Source organism: Pectobacterium carotovorum (assembly GCA_016415585.1).
Taxonomy (GTDB): Bacteria; Pseudomonadota; Gammaproteobacteria; order Enterobacterales; family Enterobacteriaceae; genus Pectobacterium; species Pectobacterium carotovorum_K.
The window spans coordinates 461,047-475,736 of sequence record CP066552.1; the positions used below are offsets into that span (position 1 = coordinate 461,047).

14 protein-coding genes and 1 CRISPR repeat array are annotated in these 14,690 nt (G+C 54.0%); of the genes, 12 read left to right on the forward strand and 2 right to left on the reverse strand.

What is annotated here, in order from left to right:
- Positions 1 to 107: 107 nt before the first annotated feature.
- The gene (locus JFY74_02090) at positions 108 to 1,031 is read right to left on the reverse strand and encodes an aminoimidazole riboside kinase (protein ID QQG28883.1); all 924 of its coding nucleotides are present in this window, start codon (positions 1,029 to 1,031) and stop codon (positions 108 to 110) included.
- A 322-nt stretch (positions 1,032 to 1,353) separates the two neighbouring features.
- Between JFY74_02090 and JFY74_02095 the strand changes: the two genes are divergently transcribed.
- The 3 genes from JFY74_02095 to cas3 all read left to right on the forward strand — a co-directional run bounded on the left by JFY74_02095 (position 1,354) and on the right by cas3 (position 5,012).
- On the forward strand, positions 1,354 to 1,542 hold the full coding sequence (locus tag JFY74_02095) for a hypothetical protein (protein ID QQG28884.1): 189 nt from the start codon (positions 1,354 to 1,356) through the stop codon (positions 1,540 to 1,542).
- Between the two features lie 169 nt (positions 1,543 to 1,711).
- The gene (locus JFY74_02100) at positions 1,712 to 2,263 is read left to right on the forward strand and encodes a polymer-forming cytoskeletal protein (protein QQG28885.1); all 552 of its coding nucleotides are present in this window, start codon (positions 1,712 to 1,714) and stop codon (positions 2,261 to 2,263) included.
- Between the two features lie 31 nt (positions 2,264 to 2,294).
- Positions 2,295 to 5,012, forward strand: a complete 2,718-nt coding sequence (cas3, locus tag JFY74_02105; protein QQG28886.1) for a CRISPR-associated helicase Cas3' — start codon at positions 2,295 to 2,297, stop codon at positions 5,010 to 5,012.
- Here the strand turns inward: cas3 and JFY74_02110 are convergent.
- Positions 5,002 to 5,475 (reverse strand): helix-turn-helix domain-containing protein, encoded by a 474-nt coding sequence (locus JFY74_02110; protein ID QQG28887.1) that lies wholly within the window; start codon positions 5,473 to 5,475, stop codon positions 5,002 to 5,004. The two genes, cas3 and JFY74_02110, sit on opposite strands and share 11 nt — an antisense overlap.
- An 861-nt stretch (positions 5,476 to 6,336) precedes the next feature.
- On the opposite strand from JFY74_02110, the gene casA reads away from it, so the two are divergent.
- The 9 genes from casA (at position 6,337) to JFY74_02155 (ending at position 14,676) form a co-directional block, all read left to right on the forward strand.
- Positions 6,337 to 7,908, forward strand: a complete 1,572-nt coding sequence (gene casA / locus JFY74_02115) for a type I-E CRISPR-associated protein Cse1/CasA (GenBank protein QQG28888.1) — start codon at positions 6,337 to 6,339, stop codon at positions 7,906 to 7,908.
- On the forward strand, positions 7,892 to 8,515 hold the full coding sequence (gene casB, locus JFY74_02120; protein QQG28889.1) for a type I-E CRISPR-associated protein Cse2/CasB: 624 nt from the start codon (positions 7,892 to 7,894) through the stop codon (positions 8,513 to 8,515). Before casA ends, casB begins: the two co-directional genes overlap by 17 nt.
- Positions 8,516 to 8,518: 3 nt before the next feature.
- Complete coding sequence (gene cas7e, locus JFY74_02125; protein QQG28890.1) at positions 8,519 to 9,586, forward strand: type I-E CRISPR-associated protein Cas7/Cse4/CasC; 1,068 nt, start codon at positions 8,519 to 8,521, stop codon at positions 9,584 to 9,586.
- A gap of 9 nt (positions 9,587 to 9,595) precedes the next feature.
- The gene (gene cas5e / locus JFY74_02130) at positions 9,596 to 10,330 is read left to right on the forward strand and encodes a type I-E CRISPR-associated protein Cas5/CasD (protein QQG28891.1); all 735 of its coding nucleotides are present in this window, start codon (positions 9,596 to 9,598) and stop codon (positions 10,328 to 10,330) included.
- On the forward strand, positions 10,330 to 10,977 hold the full coding sequence (gene cas6e / locus JFY74_02135; protein QQG30425.1) for a type I-E CRISPR-associated protein Cas6/Cse3/CasE: 648 nt from the start codon (positions 10,330 to 10,332) through the stop codon (positions 10,975 to 10,977). The genes cas5e and cas6e overlap by 1 nt, the downstream gene beginning before the upstream one ends.
- A gap of 27 nt (positions 10,978 to 11,004) precedes the next feature.
- On the forward strand, positions 11,005 to 11,922 hold the full coding sequence (cas1e, locus tag JFY74_02140; GenBank protein QQG28892.1) for a type I-E CRISPR-associated endonuclease Cas1: 918 nt from the start codon (positions 11,005 to 11,007) through the stop codon (positions 11,920 to 11,922).
- The gene (gene cas2 / locus JFY74_02145; GenBank protein ID QQG28893.1) at positions 11,923 to 12,216 is read left to right on the forward strand and encodes a type I-E CRISPR-associated endoribonuclease Cas2; all 294 of its coding nucleotides are present in this window, start codon (positions 11,923 to 11,925) and stop codon (positions 12,214 to 12,216) included. It begins immediately after the preceding gene.
- 84 nt (positions 12,217 to 12,300) lie between these two features.
- Positions 12,301 to 13,856: a CRISPR direct-repeat array (repeat unit 28 nt; unit sequence GTGTTCCCCGCGCCAGCGGGGATAAACC).
- A 95-nt stretch (positions 13,857 to 13,951) separates the two neighbouring features.
- Positions 13,952 to 14,263 (forward strand): type II toxin-antitoxin system HigB family toxin, encoded by a 312-nt coding sequence (locus tag JFY74_02150; GenBank protein QQG28894.1) that lies wholly within the window; start codon positions 13,952 to 13,954, stop codon positions 14,261 to 14,263.
- A complete protein-coding gene (locus JFY74_02155; protein ID QQG28895.1) occupies positions 14,260 to 14,676 on the forward strand; it encodes a helix-turn-helix domain-containing protein in 417 nt (138 codons plus the stop codon). Before JFY74_02150 ends, JFY74_02155 begins: the two co-directional genes overlap by 4 nt.
- Positions 14,677 to 14,690 lie beyond the last annotated feature (14 nt).

A 14,690-nucleotide genomic window follows, 5' to 3' on the forward strand; every position in this document is an offset into this window, starting at 1 on the left:
GCCAGCAGAAGGGTTAGCAAGAAATTTCACTCACCCGATTCTGTAACTGTGATCCTGACTACAAAACCGGGCGGTAACCGTATTAAGCGAAGGGCTTTAGTGCTTGTTTACGGGAGGGCGTGCAGTTGCTGCGCATAGGGGAGTGCTGTCATCGCGCCTTTTGCTGTGGTGGCCAGCGCACCGCACCGCTGAGCCTGCGCGATAATCGGGTCCCAGCTAGGCGGCTGTGACAGGTCGTCATACTGCGCCAGGCCGTGCAGTAAACCGGCGACGAAGGCATCCCCTGCACCAGTCGTATCGACGGGGGTTACCAACGGCGCGGCAAAGTGCCGTAGCTGGTGGCGATCGTGCAGCCAGACGCCTTCGCTACCTAATGTCACCAGCAAGAGTTGGGTGGGGTAGCGCTGCATAAACTGCTGAATCCCCGCTTCAACATCCGGTGTTGAACAGAGAAAGCTCAGTTCTTCACGCGACAGCTTCACCACATCGGCCAGCATCAGCGCCTGTGTCAGACAATCGCGCAGTTCTTGCTCGCTTTGCCAGAGATCGTCACGGATATTCGGGTCGAAACTAACTCGCCCCAGCGCGGCTTTCACCTGCCGCATCGCCTCAAATGCGGTACTGCGCGAGGGCTCCTGCGAGAGTGCGATGGAGCAGAGATGCAGCCATTCTCTTCGGTTGAACATCGGCAGATCTTCCGACTGTAAAAACAGATCGGCACTCGGGCGTACCATAAACGTGAAAGTGCGTTCCCCTACATCATCCAGGCTTACGACCACGGTTGAGGTTCTGTGGTGCCTGTCGTGCACCATGTGGTGGGTATCGACGTTTTCTTTTTCCAGAATCGTTTTTAGAAAATGGCCAAAAACATCGTCACCAACGCGGCCGATAAAGGCACTATTTCCCCCCAATCTGGCGATACCGACCGCGACATTGGCCGGTGCGCCGCCGGGACATTTCAAATAGCGTTCCGTATCTTCCGGTACGAGATCGACAACTGCGTCTCCCATAACCCAAATTCTGTTTGCCATAACGTTACTCTTATCAGCGGTAATTAGACTGTTTGCTAAAATAGAAGAATCGGTTTAGCTATGCAACGTTATTAGAGCGTGTCTGTAGAACCGCTTACAGCGAAGCAATAAGCATAGGGAAAATCTGTAAGTTACAGGAGTCTATTAAGTGTTTGGATAATCATGTTTTTTTGACATGTCGGTGTAAAGAAAGGAAAGTGAACGAGATCGAATTTTTGAAATCGCAGGCTAAATAAAATACATTTCTGCCCGATACCCTTTATGTCGTTTGGCAATGCAGCATGACTGCCATCAAGGAAGATACCAAGAAGGAGAGAATGGTATGGCTCATAAAATCTTGGATAATATGTTGGATGAATTAAAAACAGTGGTTAAACAGCACGTCGGTGATAGTGCTAATGTTCGGATCGACATACGCTACCTTGAGGGAGGGCGTAAAACACTTCGTATTACTATTCCTGATATTTCCACTCTGGAAATTGAATTTAATCAGCGTACCGATCGTGCGTAATTACAATCTGCTTTGGGGAATATGGGCGATATGGGCTTTATTGGTTATCGTCTGGCTTATTGATATTTATAGTGAATTCCCCCTTCGATATTACGGTCAGGGAGTGGTTGCCGTGCTAGCCGCAAGTGCTGCGATCGCATTTTTCTATACTGTTAAAAGGAATAACACGATGTTTTCATTTGATAAAAACAAAAAAGACGTAAAAGAACCGCAAGAGCGCAGTGAAATAAACAGCTCTCCCGCTATCAGCCCATCGAACGAGTTGATTAATTCAGTGAACCCTGTGCGCGTGAAAAAAGACACCTTCATTTCTCAGGGCGCACGTATGACGGGCTCTCTGACTGTGGATGGCAACATTACCGTGGAAGGCCGGGTAGAAGGTGATGTGCAGTGTGATAACACGATTAAGGTGGAGCATACCGGTCAGGTCAATGGCGAGATGAAATCGCAGCAGATCGTCATCAACGGTCGCGTTGAAGGACGCATTGCCGCCAGCGTTGTAGCCATTCTGGCGCAGGGAAAAGTATTCGGCGACATTTTCACCGATGAACTCTCCATCGAAAAAGGTGGCGTCTTCACCGGTCAATCCCACCCGCTGACCCCGCCAACGCAGAGCCAGGAAAAACTGACCTACGTGGAAAAGAAAAAAGAGAAAACCAGCAAAGCACCCGCAGAGCAAGAGAACGTCGTCGCGCTAGCGAGCAATGCGCCAACGGCGTGATGTCGTAAGGTCATTCTGACAGGTAAAGCCTATGCACAAGGAAGACATCATCGACCGGCGCTATTTCCAGTATTGGGGAAAAGCAAAAAGAGCCGCGGATGCGCTGGAAGGGGATGATTATCATCTGCTGCCTTATCACGGTTTGGATGTGGCGGCCTGCGGTTATTTCTTATTAAAGGGAAACTATTTTCAGGCTAACCATGTGCTGCGTGAACTGGTATTTGGCGATGATGATGTCGCCGCATGGTTTGCGTATTTTCTGGCTTGGCACGATATCGGAAAGTTTGCGCGTGGTTTTCAGGGCAAATATGCCAACCCTGATTCCCCGTTAGTCCAGCATTCGGGGCAGTCCGGGAAGGACAGGCATGACGATCTGGGCTTCTGGCTATGGACGATGCGTGATGACATTCCCAATTTATTTCCTTTAGGGACGAAAAAGCCTACTTCAGTGGTGAAAAATACGCTGGAGATCTGGCTGAACATTGTTACCGGGCACCACGGCAAACCAGCGGCGGAATGCAAAGGCAGTCTGGCTTTTCATCGTGATGACTATCTGGCGGTAGAACATTACCTACATGATCTGGAAACGTGTTTTCCCGACGCGTCTGCGTTCCCAGCCTGTTTCGCTGATAAAGGCTGGCGAAACCGGCTGAAGCAGCAAAGCTGGGCGCTGGCTGGCTTGACTGTACTGGCAGATTGGCTGGGCTCGCGCCAGCAGGATTTCTGCTATTGCAGCACGCCGATGCCACTCGAAACCTATTGGCGTGAACACGCGCTGCCAACGGCAGAAAAGGTCATCTCGCGTTTGCCACGAACCCCGTCTACTGCTCCTTTCCATTCTATCCAACAGCTCTTTCCGTTTATCCAACGCCCAACGCCGCTGCAACAGCAGGCGCTGGAGGCTGATATTTCTGCTGACGGGCCGCAGCTTTTCATTCTGGAAGACGTGACCGGTGCGGGGAAAACAGAAGCGGCGATGGTACTGGCGCATCGGCTGATGGCGCAGCAAAAAGCGAGCGGTATTTATGTCGGCCTGCCGACGATGGCGACGGCGAATGCTATGTATCTGCGGCTTGCTAAGGCCTACCACGCATTATATTCACCAGAGCACAGCCCTTCGCTGATGCTGGCGCACGGAGCGCGGCATATGTCGTCAGCCTTTATGCAATCGCTGTGGGAAGGCGACAGCCAGGGGCAGGCGCAGTACGACAAGAAGGAAAACGCCGCCAGCAAAGACTGCAACATCTGGTTTGCGGACTCGCGCAAGAAAGCGCTGCTGGCGGATATCGGCGTGGGCACGCTCGATCAGGCGCTGATGGCGGTGATGCCATTTCGCCACCAGTCGTTACGGGTGTTGGGGCTACAGAACAAGCTGCTGATTCTGGATGAAGTGCACGCGTATGACGCCTATATGAGCAAGCTGATCGAACTGTTGATTGGCTTCCATGCACAGCAGGGTGGTAGCGTGATTATCCTCACCGCGACGCTGCCGCTTAATCTGCGGGAAAAGCTGACGTGGGCGTTCGCGCAGGGGATTGCGTGTGAAGCTGTACAGCTCAATCCCGACGCGGATTATCCGTGGATGACGCAGGTAACGCGGGAGTGTCTGCGGGAAGCGCGTTTGGATACGCGGGCGGAAGTGCGACGCGAGGTCAAGATTGGCTGGTTGACGGAACGGTTGCAGGGCATCGAACGTGTCAAGGCTGCCGTGGCGGCGGGGCAATCGATCTGTTGGATCAGGAATACGGTGGATGACGCCATCGCCGTGTACCGCCAGCTCATTGAGGCGGGTATTGCAGAGGAAAATATGTTGCTGTTCCATAGTCGTTTCGCCTTTTGCGATCGCATGGCGATTGAGGAACAGGCGCTGACGTGGTTTGGCAAAGACAGTACGCCGGATCAGCGTGCTGGCAAGGTGCTGATTGCCACGCAGGTTGTCGAGCAATCGCTGGATATCGATGTTGATAACATGATTAGCGACCTTGCGCCGATCGATCTGCTGATTCAGCGTGCAGGGCGGCTACAGCGGCATATCCGGTTTCTCGACGGGCGTCGTAAAACTGAAATGGACACTGCACCGCTAACGGATGAGCGCCCGGCGGCGGTGCTGCACATTATGGCACCGGTCTGGCAGCCGGAAGCAGGAGCTGACTGGCTGGGCGATGAACTGTGCAACAGCGGCTACGTTTACCCCGATCATGCTGCGCTGTGGCGCACGCAGGCGATATTACGTGAATACGGCGCGATAAAAATGCCGGAAGCGGCGCGACAACTGATCAACAGCGTGTATGAAGAACAGATCGCGGTGCCTCCTGCCTTGGAAGCGATAGCCAACAAGGTTCTGGGAGAACGATATGGCCAGCGTTCAGTGGCGGGTCAGTCATCGTTGGCGTTGGTACACGGTTACTGTGCTCAATCCAGCGACTCTGGCTGGAGCGATGCGGTGGATATCTCCACCCGCATAGGAGAGGAAACGCTGGATCTCTATCTGGCGTGGAAACCGGAAAATGATGGCGAACTCCCGCAGCCGTACGCCACATCGGAAACCTTCGGCTGGGAGCAAAGCCGCGTGCAGGTTCGGTTAAGCTGGTGGCAGAAGCGTAAAACCGGATTACCGATACTGGAAGGTGACGCGCTGGAACGGTTTCGGCAGCAATTACACCGCCCACAGGTCGAAGTGCTGCTGCTGAATCGGGGTGAAACCCACGCGTTTTATAGCGAGCGGGTGGGGTTGATGCTCAGTCAATAAATGTCTCAACAGGCACATTAAAGTAGCGAGAAAAATCCTTAACTTGCTGTAATGTCATGGTTCGCTTACCGTTAATAATCTCAGAGATGACGCTTTGTGTTGCAATTTGCTTTAAGTCTGACTGTTTCAGCCCTCTTTCTTCAATAAAAAAAGCTAAGGCATCAGCCTGACTGACGTGGGGGACATCCCGATTTTTCTTTTCATATTCATAGACTCTGTCTGAGATTAGCTCTGCGAAAGTGGCTGAAATATCATTGACATCAGAAGAGTAGAGGTAAAGTTGATTGATACACTCCATTCTTTCCTGAAGATCGTTATCGTTTTCAATCGGTTCCATACAGGCAGAGAGTAAAACAGACAGACTGTTAAGCTGCTCAGAGGCTTCCTGAAGCAGAAGAGGTAAATTTTCGATGAGCCCACTGATTCCTACAGAACTGTTAGAACCCAGAGATGTATTTCGCATAATTCACCTTTTTGTCTTTGTTTGAGCTTTCCACCACTTATCGTACTCGGCGTGAGAGCACACGTCTTTCACATAATCACAGAGGTTGAGGCTTTTGCGAGCAGTGCCGTAATTGGGGTGTTTATCGGTTAGTTATTTGCAAGAGAAGTGCTGGTTTCGTGCGCTAAGCCAGTTATGTTCTTATGCTACGTCATAGCAAGCGTCTTGCGGCTCATCCTGAAGGCCTCGGCCAGTTCGGCAAAATTTACGCCAGAGGGTGTTCACCAGTTATTTCTATTTTGCCAAAGAAAGATAGGAAGGCATTGCGAGAGGTACCGCATCCCTGCGGTTTGTCCCCGCTGGCGCGGGGAAGTATGACTCAATAGTCCGATTACTCGGTTCATCCCCGCTGGCGCGGGGAACACGGAAGAAGTTTAACATAGTTTAGATAAATAAATTGATTCAATGATCCGTTTACTCTTCCATTTTAATTTCTCTTCGACTATCTTGTGATCGTAGCTTGTCATCGTTAATGGGTTGCCCAAAAAAGCGGTGTTCAGGCACAAGGCACGGAGCACACGCTTAGTTGAGCGATTCGACACCCTTAATCGTAGCGATGTGTGCCGTGGAAATCAAACCACGTTTCAGAAGGAACGTACACATTGATCATTATTCCTATAGCTATTATCCCAGTGAATATCACTATTCACCAAACCAAAGTGGAGGCACTGCCGCCGCCGCATCCTGCCTGTATTGTCCCTGTCCTCAGCCACAAACGTGAGCCATCTCTCTGGCGTCGCGGGCTGAATGCGTTAAAAAAGAGACTGTAGAACCAGCCTTAATCAGGATTGCCGCAGGGATGCGGCACACACAGGAGGTACGATGTTTTTTTCATTGATTGAAGAACCCTGGCTACCCGCCGTCTTTGCGGATGGCAGCATGGGTAACATTTCCCCGCAACAGCTCCCCGACGACAATATTATCGATCTCGCCTGGCCGCGTGCCGATTTGCAGGGCGCGGGCTATCAACTTCTTATCGGCCTGCTGCAAACCGCCTATGCCCCCGCCGATGACGATGACTGGAGGGAGATTTGGGAGAACGGGCTTGGCCCCGATTTTCTGCAAGCGTTAGCCACGCTGGCACCGGCGATGCAGTTTGGCGCACAGAAGCCCGCGTTTATGCAGGATTTTGCCACGCTCGACAGCGACCCGACGCCAATTTCCGGACTGCTGATCGATGCCCCCGGCGGCAACACGCTCAAGCTGAATAAAGATCACTTCATCAAGCGCGGCACGCACAGTGCGATGTGCCCGCACTGTGCGGCAATGGCGCTGTTCACGCTGCAAACCAATGCGCCATCTGGCGGGCAAGGGCATCGCACTGGGATGCGCGGTGGCGGGCCGATCACCACGCTGCTCATGCCGGAAGAAACCGGTCTGCCGCTGTGGAAAAAGCTCTGGATGAATGTGGTGACGCAAGAGGTAATGCCCAAGGGGAAACCCGATGCCACGGTGTTCCCGTGGTTAGCCGCTACGCCTACCAGTGATGGCGTTCACCCGCCCGTGACGCCGGAAAATGCGCATCGGCTGCAAGCCTATTGGGGCATGCCGCGCCGCATTGAGCTGGATTTCACCACGCTACAGGCGGGTGAATGTGATTTGTGCGGTACGGAATCGACCACGCTGCTCACGCAGTATCGCACCAAAAACTATGGCATCCAGTACGACAGTTGGCGGCACCCGCTCACTCCCTATCGTCATGCGCTGAAAGGTGATGCCCCTTTTCTGTCGGTGAAAGGGCAGCCGGGCGGGCTGGCGTATCGTGACTGGCTGGGGCTGCTGATTCAGGGAGAAGATAAGCTCAATAGCACCTTTCCCGCGACGGTCGTGCACCACAATGCCCGGCGAGATGAACTGCGTAGAGAGTCTGGGCTGTGGTGCTTTGGCTATGATATGGACAACATGAAGGCGCGCTGCTGGTATGAGCACCACGTTCCGCAGTTGTTTGCCTCGGCTCGTTTTCGTGATGATCCCCTTGCGCTGCGTGAATATAAAGAGCAGTTGCAACTGGCGGTGGAACTGGCGCGAGACAGTGCCACGCTGCTGCGTCAGATGATTAAAGAAGCCTGGTTCTCGCGCCCTAAGGACGCAAAAGGGGATTTCAGCGCCATTGATGTCGCGTTCTGGCAGGAAACGCAGCCTGATTTTATGCGGCTGCATCAGTCGCTGGCTCAGGGGGATGCCCCCGCCACGGCGCTGAAAACGTGGCAAAAGGCGCTCTATCGTTATCTGTTGGAGAACTACGATGCGCGTGTGTTCAGCAACCCCGACGAACATCGCGATCTGGCTAAGGCGGCGGGAACGCGGGAAAAGTTGAGTGCGTTTTTCTATAAGCAGAAAGCGGCAGAATCCATTAAACAAATGCAGGAGGCAGTGGATGGCAAACACGGCTGATTTTTTGGTCATCAACAAGGATGACGCGAAAAAGATTAGTGACTGGTTCGAGGCGCTACAAAATCGCCACAGCGCTGCGGGCAATGGTCGTGCGCGCCGGGCAGCGTTGCGCCGCGCCACACCGCCTTTTGGCGTGTTGACCTGTCAGGGATATCACGATCTGGCGGGGAAGCTGGCAGCACGGCTGGAAAAGGAACACCGTATCGTGGCGCTGGCGATTTTTGTTTCTGTCGCGGCACATGCGGAGAAAAACACGTTGAAAACCAGCTTTGCCGCACAGTTGGGTAAGGAACCGGGTCGTGACCGTCCTTTTCTTTCCCCTTTGCGTTTTGAACGGCTACAGCGGGCGCAAACGCCGGAAGAGCTGTATCGCCAGCTTTTCCGCGCGGTGCAAATACGCGGTGAGGCCGGTGTAAACCTCCCTTCACTGGCGGACGGTATTTTCCTGTGGGCGGACGAGTGGCAGGCGCGGCAGGAAAACCGTGCGCCGACGCTTCATCCTTTACGACGCAACGCCGTGCGCTGGGCGTGCGAGTATGCGCAGGCGTCACAAAATATCACCACCGATGAGCCAGACACGTTAACGACAGCTTCAGACAAGGAATAACTGATGACCACTTTTATCCAGCTTCATTTTTTAACCGCTTATCCGTCTTCCAACCTGAACCGTGATGACGCGGGTCGTCCGAAAACCGCCATCGTTGGCGGCGTTGAACGTTTGCGGGTGTCCTCGCAAAGCCTGAAACGTGCATGGCGTACCTCTGAGGTGTTTGAATCTGCGATGGACGGCCATATCGGCACCCGCAGTCGCCGCATTGGGCGTGATATCTATGCTGCGATGATTGCCGGAGGCATGAGTGAAAAGCTGGCCGATGAAGCGGCGAAGAGCATTGCTGAACAGTTCGGTAAACCGAAGAAAGAAGAAAAAGGCAGTAAAGAACCGCTGGAAAAATATGATATCGAACAGCTCGCTCATTTCAGCGTGCGGGAAAGGGCGTTGATCGATCAGCTGGTTGCTCGCCTGATTGCAGAATCGCGTAAGCCGAATAGCGAAGAACTAAAACTGCTGCGTAAGGATGCTGCCAGCGTCGATATCGCGCTGTTTGGCCGGATGCTGGCCGCCGAGCCGGAATTTAATGTCGAAGCGGCCTGCCAGGTGGCGCACGCACTGGGCGTGAGTGCTGTAACCATCGAAGATGACTTTTTCACGGCGGTGGATGACCTGAATACGGCAGCTGACAGCGGATCGGCGCATATGGGCGAACAGAGCTTTGCTTCGGCGCTGTTCTATCACTATGTCTGCATTAACCGCGATCTGCTGCTGGAAAATCTGAATAATGATGAAGCGCTGGTGGCGCGGACCCTGCGTGCGCTGACGGAAACGGTGCTGACTGTATCACCGGGCGGCAAGCAGAACAGCTTTGCCAGCCGAGCGCTGGCAACCTATGCGCTGGCAGAAAAGGGAAGCGATCAGCCGCGTACCTTGTCGGTCGCGTTTTTCAAACCTATTCGCAGTGACGATCAGGTCAATGACGCCATCGATCTGTTGCATAAACAAAAAGCCAAATTTGACCGGGTGTACGCCTCTGCGAGCGGCGTTCCTTCCTATGAGCTGAACGTGGAAGCCGACAGCGAGGGCGGTTCGCTGCAAGGGTTACTGGATTTCATCAGCCAGTAGGAGCGCGCTATGGATAACTATCTGGTCTTCCAGATCTATGCCCCGCTGGTGTCGTGGGGGGAAGTGGCGGTCGGTGAGGTGCGCCACACCTCGACGGTACCCAGCCGTTCGGCGCTGCTGGGGCTGCTGGCAGCGGCGCTGGGGATCCGGCGCGACGATCGAGCCGCGCTGACGGTTTTTAACCAACACTACCATGTGGCGGTGCGGCCGCTTTCCGATCGTGAAACCTGGCTGAATGACTACCACACGGTGCAGATGCCGAAAGAAAACCGCAAGGTGCCGCGCTACACAAGGCGTGATGAATTGCGGCCAGAGGCAGGGCAATCGCTCGAAACCATTCTGACCTCACGCGAATACCGCTGTGATGCCTATTACCACATCGCCATTAGCGCCACGCCGGATGCACCTTACTCGTTAAGTGCGCTGCGGGATGCACTGTTATCACCGGTGTTTACGCTTTATTTCGGACGGAAAAGCTGTCCGCCTGCGCTGCCGTTGGCGCCGCACCTGTTTGCTGGCACGTTGGCCGAGGTGTGGCAGTTAGCAAAGCAGACGCCTGCGCTGAACGATCTCGCGTTAGAGATGATCGGCCGTGCCGGGGGCGTGTGCTACTGGGAGCAGGAAACCGACACAGGGCTAACGGAGCAATATCGGGTCTCACGAAACGATCAGCCCGCCGATCGAGGGCGCTGGCAGTTCACCTCCCGCGTGCAATATGTCGGCAGTGAAAAGGGAGAGGAATGATGTATTTTTCCAGAATAACGCTGCAACTCAATGCGTTGCCGCGTGTGATGGCGGAAAAGCGGCTGCATGCAGGGGGCTATGCCAGCCACCAATGGCTCTGGCAGCTTTTCCCTGAACAGCTTCAGCGTTCGTTCCTGTTCCGCGAAGAGGCGCATGAAACCAAAAGCCTGTTTTACCTGCTTTCTGAACAGGCACCGCAGGCGGGTCACAATCTGTTTCAGGTGGAAACCAAGCCCTATCAACCGCAGTGGCATAACAGCATGACGCTGGCATTTTCGCTACGTGCTAATCCGGTGGTCACGCGGGATGGCAAGCGTAGCGATGTGTTGATGGATGCGCGTCATCAGGCAAAAGCTGCTGGGCTCTCTGGCATGGAACTGTGGCAGCACCAACAGCAGCGTGCTCATGACTGGCTGGTGCGCCAAGGGGAAAACGCGGGTTTTGCGGTGTCGTCGTGTCGGGTCGATGGCTATCAGCGCCACCGCCTGAATAAGCCCGGCCAGTCGGCGGCGATTATGTTCAGCAGCGTGGATTATGACGGCGTGCTTCACATTACGGATGCTGAACGCTTTGCGACGGCTGCCCGACAAGGGTTAGGAAAAAGCAAAGCATTGGGGTGCGGCCTGCTGCTGCTGAAACGGGCGTAGCCTGCCCCGTTACAGGGAGAGTTGACGATGTATGTTCCGCTTAACCCGATCCCGCTTAAGGATCGGGTTTCACTCATCTTTCTGCAATACGGGCAGATTGATGTCATTGACGGTGCGTTTGTGCTGGTGGATAAAACCGGCGTGCGCACGCATATTCCCGTGGGGTCGGTGGCCTGCATCATGTTGGAGCCGGGCACGCGGGTTTCTCATGCTGCCGTGCGACTGGCGGCAACGGTCGGGACGCTGCTGGTGTGGGTTGGCGAAGCGGGTGTGCGACTGTATGCGTCTGGCCAGCCCGGCGGTGCGCGGTCTGACAAATTGCTCTATCAGGCCAAATTGGCGTTAGATGAGGAATTGCGCCTGAAAGTGGTGCGCAAAATGTTTGAGCTACGCTTTGGTGAACCTGCACCGAGCCGCCGTTCGGTCGATCAGCTCAGGGGGATTGAAGGTGCCCGCGTGCGCCAAACGTATACGCTGTTGGCGCAGCAGTATGGCGTGAAATGGAATGGCCGACGTTACGATCCGAAAGACTGGGAACGAGGCGACAAGGTCAACCAGTGCATTAGCGCGGCAACGTCCTGCCTGTACGGTATTACGGAAGCGGCCGTGCTGGCGGCGGGCTATGCGCCAGCAATCGGGTTTGTCCACAGCGGCAAACCGCTCTCTTTTGTTTATGACATTGCCGACATCATCAAATTCGAGGGTGTGGTGGCGAAAGCTTTTGAAATTGCAGCCCGCAACCCTGCTGAGCCGGATCGTGAAGTTCGGCTTGCCTGTCGTGATATTTTCCGCAGCCAGAAAACGCTGAGCAAACTGATTCCCTTGATTGAGGACGTCTTGTCTGCGGGTGGCATTACGCCGCCGCTCCCGCCGGACGATGCACAGCCGCCTGCAATTCCAGAACCGAAACCGTTTGGTGATAGCGGCCACCGGGGGCAGGGTTAAATGAGCATGCTGGTGGTTGTGACGGAAAATGTCCCGCCGCGTTTGCGCGGCAGGCTGGCGGTGTGGCTACTGGAAGTTCGCGCAGGCGTGTATGTCGGCGATACCTCACAGCGAGTGAGGGAAATGATCTGGCAGCAGATTATCGAACTGGCAGAGCAGGGCAACGTGGTCATGGCGTGGGCAACGAATACGGAATCCGGTTTTGAGTTCCAAACCTGGGGTGAAAACCGCCGAATGCCGGTAGATCTGGATGGCCTACGGTTAGTCTCTTTTTCACCTATTGAAAATCAATAAGTTAGCGATCTTTAACAACATGGAAAAATCGGTAGAATTTTTTATGCCGAAAAAAGTGTTATAAAACAAATCTCTACTTTTAGAGTGTTCCCCGCGCCAGCGGGGATAAACCGAGGACATTGCGGGGGCCGTGGGTATTCCTCTGGTGTTCCCCGCGCCAGCGGGGATAAACCGGCAATATCATAAAGAATCATTAGTTGAGTTATGTGTTCCCCGCGCCAGCGGGGATAAACCGCCTGATAGTTAAGATCCAACTCCTGAGCAACGGTGTTCCCCGCGCCAGCGGGGATAAACCTACCTGATGGGGCAACAGTCGCCATCGATACTCGTGTTCCCCGCGCCAGCGGGGATAAACCGTGCCTGATTAATGGTCTGACTACGTGTATCGGGTGTTCCCCGCGCCAGCGGGGATAAACCGTCGCTGAAAGATGCGCGTGGCAATGGGGCATTGTGTTCCCCGCGCCAGCGGGGATAAACCGATGGTAATAGATATCTGGTGGCGTTCTTGAAAGTGTTCCCCGCGCCAGCGGGGATAAACCGTGTGCCTAAGATCATGGAACCTGAAGTTGCTAGTGTTCCCCGCGCCAGCGGGGATAAACCGCCATTTGTTTAACTCTCCGCTAAACGGGTGTAGTGTTCCCCGCGCCAGCGGGGATAAACCGCCTTTCACGTGTTCAATGTTGATGCGGCAACCGTGTTCCCCGCGCCAGCGGGGATAAACCGAAGAGGTTATCGCTAATGCACCCGTTCGCACCGTGTTCCCCGCGCCAGCGGGGATAAACCGAAATGCCATCTGTGGATCAGTGGATTCTATGGGTGTTCCCCGCGCCAGCGGGGATAAACCGTGGGGGAATCAATAGACACCATTAACAAACGGGTGTTCCCCGCGCCAGCGGGGATAAACCGTGCGGGGTCTCGATCGATACACCAGATGAAATGTGTTCCCCGCGCCAGCGGGGATAAACCGCCGCATCATTTATGGCCATTCGTCGAACTACCGTGTTCCCCGCGCCAGCGGGGATAAACCGAGAAAAGGGTAACAGGAAAGTTAAACCCTGGACGTGTTCCCCGCGCCAGCGGGGATAAACCGATATCCAGATGCAGGTGTTTGACGGCATCTTGGTGTTCCCCGCGCCAGCGGGGATAAACCATGCCTGCACGCCTTAGCGCCCCCTGCCATGCCGTGTTCCCCGCGCCAGCGGGGATAAACCGTGTGGGTGTATGGAAATTTGATAATCAAACATGTGTTCCCCGCGCCAGCGGGGATAAACCGGGTAGATGGTACATTCAGAAATGCTGGATATTGTGTTCCCCGCGCCAGCGGGGATAAACCGCGGCGTGCCTTTTAATAGCACTGATGATGCAGGTGTTCCCCGCGCCAGCGGGGATAAACCGCCAAAGACGGCAACCGCGGCGTCGATTTCAAAGTGTTCCCCGCGCCAGCGGGGATAAACCGCAGGCGTGTCCGCTTCTCCTCTTCCTTGCGTTTGTGTTCCCCGCGCCAGCGGGGATAAACCGTGCCGCATTCAAATCAGGCAACCTCACCACACGTGTTCCCCGCGCCAGCGGGGATAAACCGTTTTCAGTCAAAGCGCGTGATGTATATATCGAGTGTTCCCCGCGCTAGCGGGGATAAACTGATGTGAAATGTAAATTACACATGTTTCCATATTGTCAACTCGTTCTGTTTATGGCATGGTGTTTCCAATTTGGAAATACTAGGGAAGGCATCAGAATGCATGTTATTTCGCGGGCACCTTTCGACACTGCAACCACTCAGTTTCCGAATCAGGCGGCAGCACTTGATGACCTATATCGGGTTATCAAACGCGAAATGTATGCAACGCCGGACGATATGAAAAAACGCTTCCCTAGTCTAGATAGGATGAAATATCGGGAAAAATGGTGGGTTATTGATATTGGTGGCGGGCATCTTCGAGTGATGTTTTTTGCTGATTTTGAGCGAGGGAAAATCTTCATCAAGCACATCACATCCCATGCAGAGTACGACAGGCTGACAGAGTATTACCGGAGGAATAAAGAATGATGTACGCCGACGCCATCAAGGCAGCTAACAACCTGACGAGTATCGTACCATTCCTCGGAGGCAGCACCTCTCGTAAGGATTATGAGGATGCGCTGAAACTAACCGAATACCTGATCGAGAGTGAACCTGACAGTCCGCTAATCGATATGCTGACTGCCAAAATTGACAAATACGAAGATGATGCGCCGGAGTTTGCTGCCTTCAACGAACGTGTTAAAGCTCTGCCTGCTGGTATCGCTTTACTGCGCATCCTTATGGATCAGTATCAGCTAACGCAAAGTGATTTTGAAGCTGAGATCGGTAAAAAGTCACTGGTATCCCGCATTCTAAACGGTGAGCGTACCCTAACGCTTGATCACATGAGAGCGCTTGCTAAACGATTCAATATTCCCGTGAGTGCTTTTGTTGATTGACACGACTGTTAAGC

Excerpts from the sequence above, each read along its gene's own strand:
- cas1e (QQG28892.1), top strand. The coding sequence starts at position 11,005 with ATGTATGTTCCGCTTAACCCGATCCCGCTTAAGGATCGGGTTTCACTC.
- cas7e (QQG28890.1), top strand. The coding sequence starts at position 8,519 with ATGACCACTTTTATCCAGCTTCATTTTTTAACCGCTTATCCGTCTTCC.
- JFY74_02150 (QQG28894.1), top strand. The coding sequence starts at position 13,952 with ATGCATGTTATTTCGCGGGCACCTTTCGACACTGCAACCACTCAGTTT.
- JFY74_02090 (QQG28883.1), bottom strand. The coding sequence starts at position 1,031 with ATGGCAAACAGAATTTGGGTTATGGGAGACGCAGTTGTCGATCTCGTA.
- casA (QQG28888.1), top strand. The coding sequence starts at position 6,337 with ATGTTTTTTTCATTGATTGAAGAACCCTGGCTACCCGCCGTCTTTGCG.
- JFY74_02110 (QQG28887.1), bottom strand. The coding sequence starts at position 5,475 with ATGCGAAATACATCTCTGGGTTCTAACAGTTCTGTAGGAATCAGTGGG.
- cas5e (QQG28891.1), top strand. The coding sequence starts at position 9,596 with ATGGATAACTATCTGGTCTTCCAGATCTATGCCCCGCTGGTGTCGTGG.
- JFY74_02095 (QQG28884.1), top strand. The coding sequence starts at position 1,354 with ATGGCTCATAAAATCTTGGATAATATGTTGGATGAATTAAAAACAGTG.
- JFY74_02155 (QQG28895.1), top strand. The coding sequence starts at position 14,260 with ATGATGTACGCCGACGCCATCAAGGCAGCTAACAACCTGACGAGTATC.
- cas6e (QQG30425.1), top strand. The coding sequence starts at position 10,330 with ATGTATTTTTCCAGAATAACGCTGCAACTCAATGCGTTGCCGCGTGTG.
- JFY74_02100 (QQG28885.1), top strand. The coding sequence starts at position 1,712 with ATGTTTTCATTTGATAAAAACAAAAAAGACGTAAAAGAACCGCAAGAG.
- casB (QQG28889.1), top strand. The coding sequence starts at position 7,892 with ATGGCAAACACGGCTGATTTTTTGGTCATCAACAAGGATGACGCGAAA.
- cas2 (QQG28893.1), top strand. The coding sequence starts at position 11,923 with ATGAGCATGCTGGTGGTTGTGACGGAAAATGTCCCGCCGCGTTTGCGC.
- cas3 (QQG28886.1), top strand. The coding sequence starts at position 2,295 with ATGCACAAGGAAGACATCATCGACCGGCGCTATTTCCAGTATTGGGGA.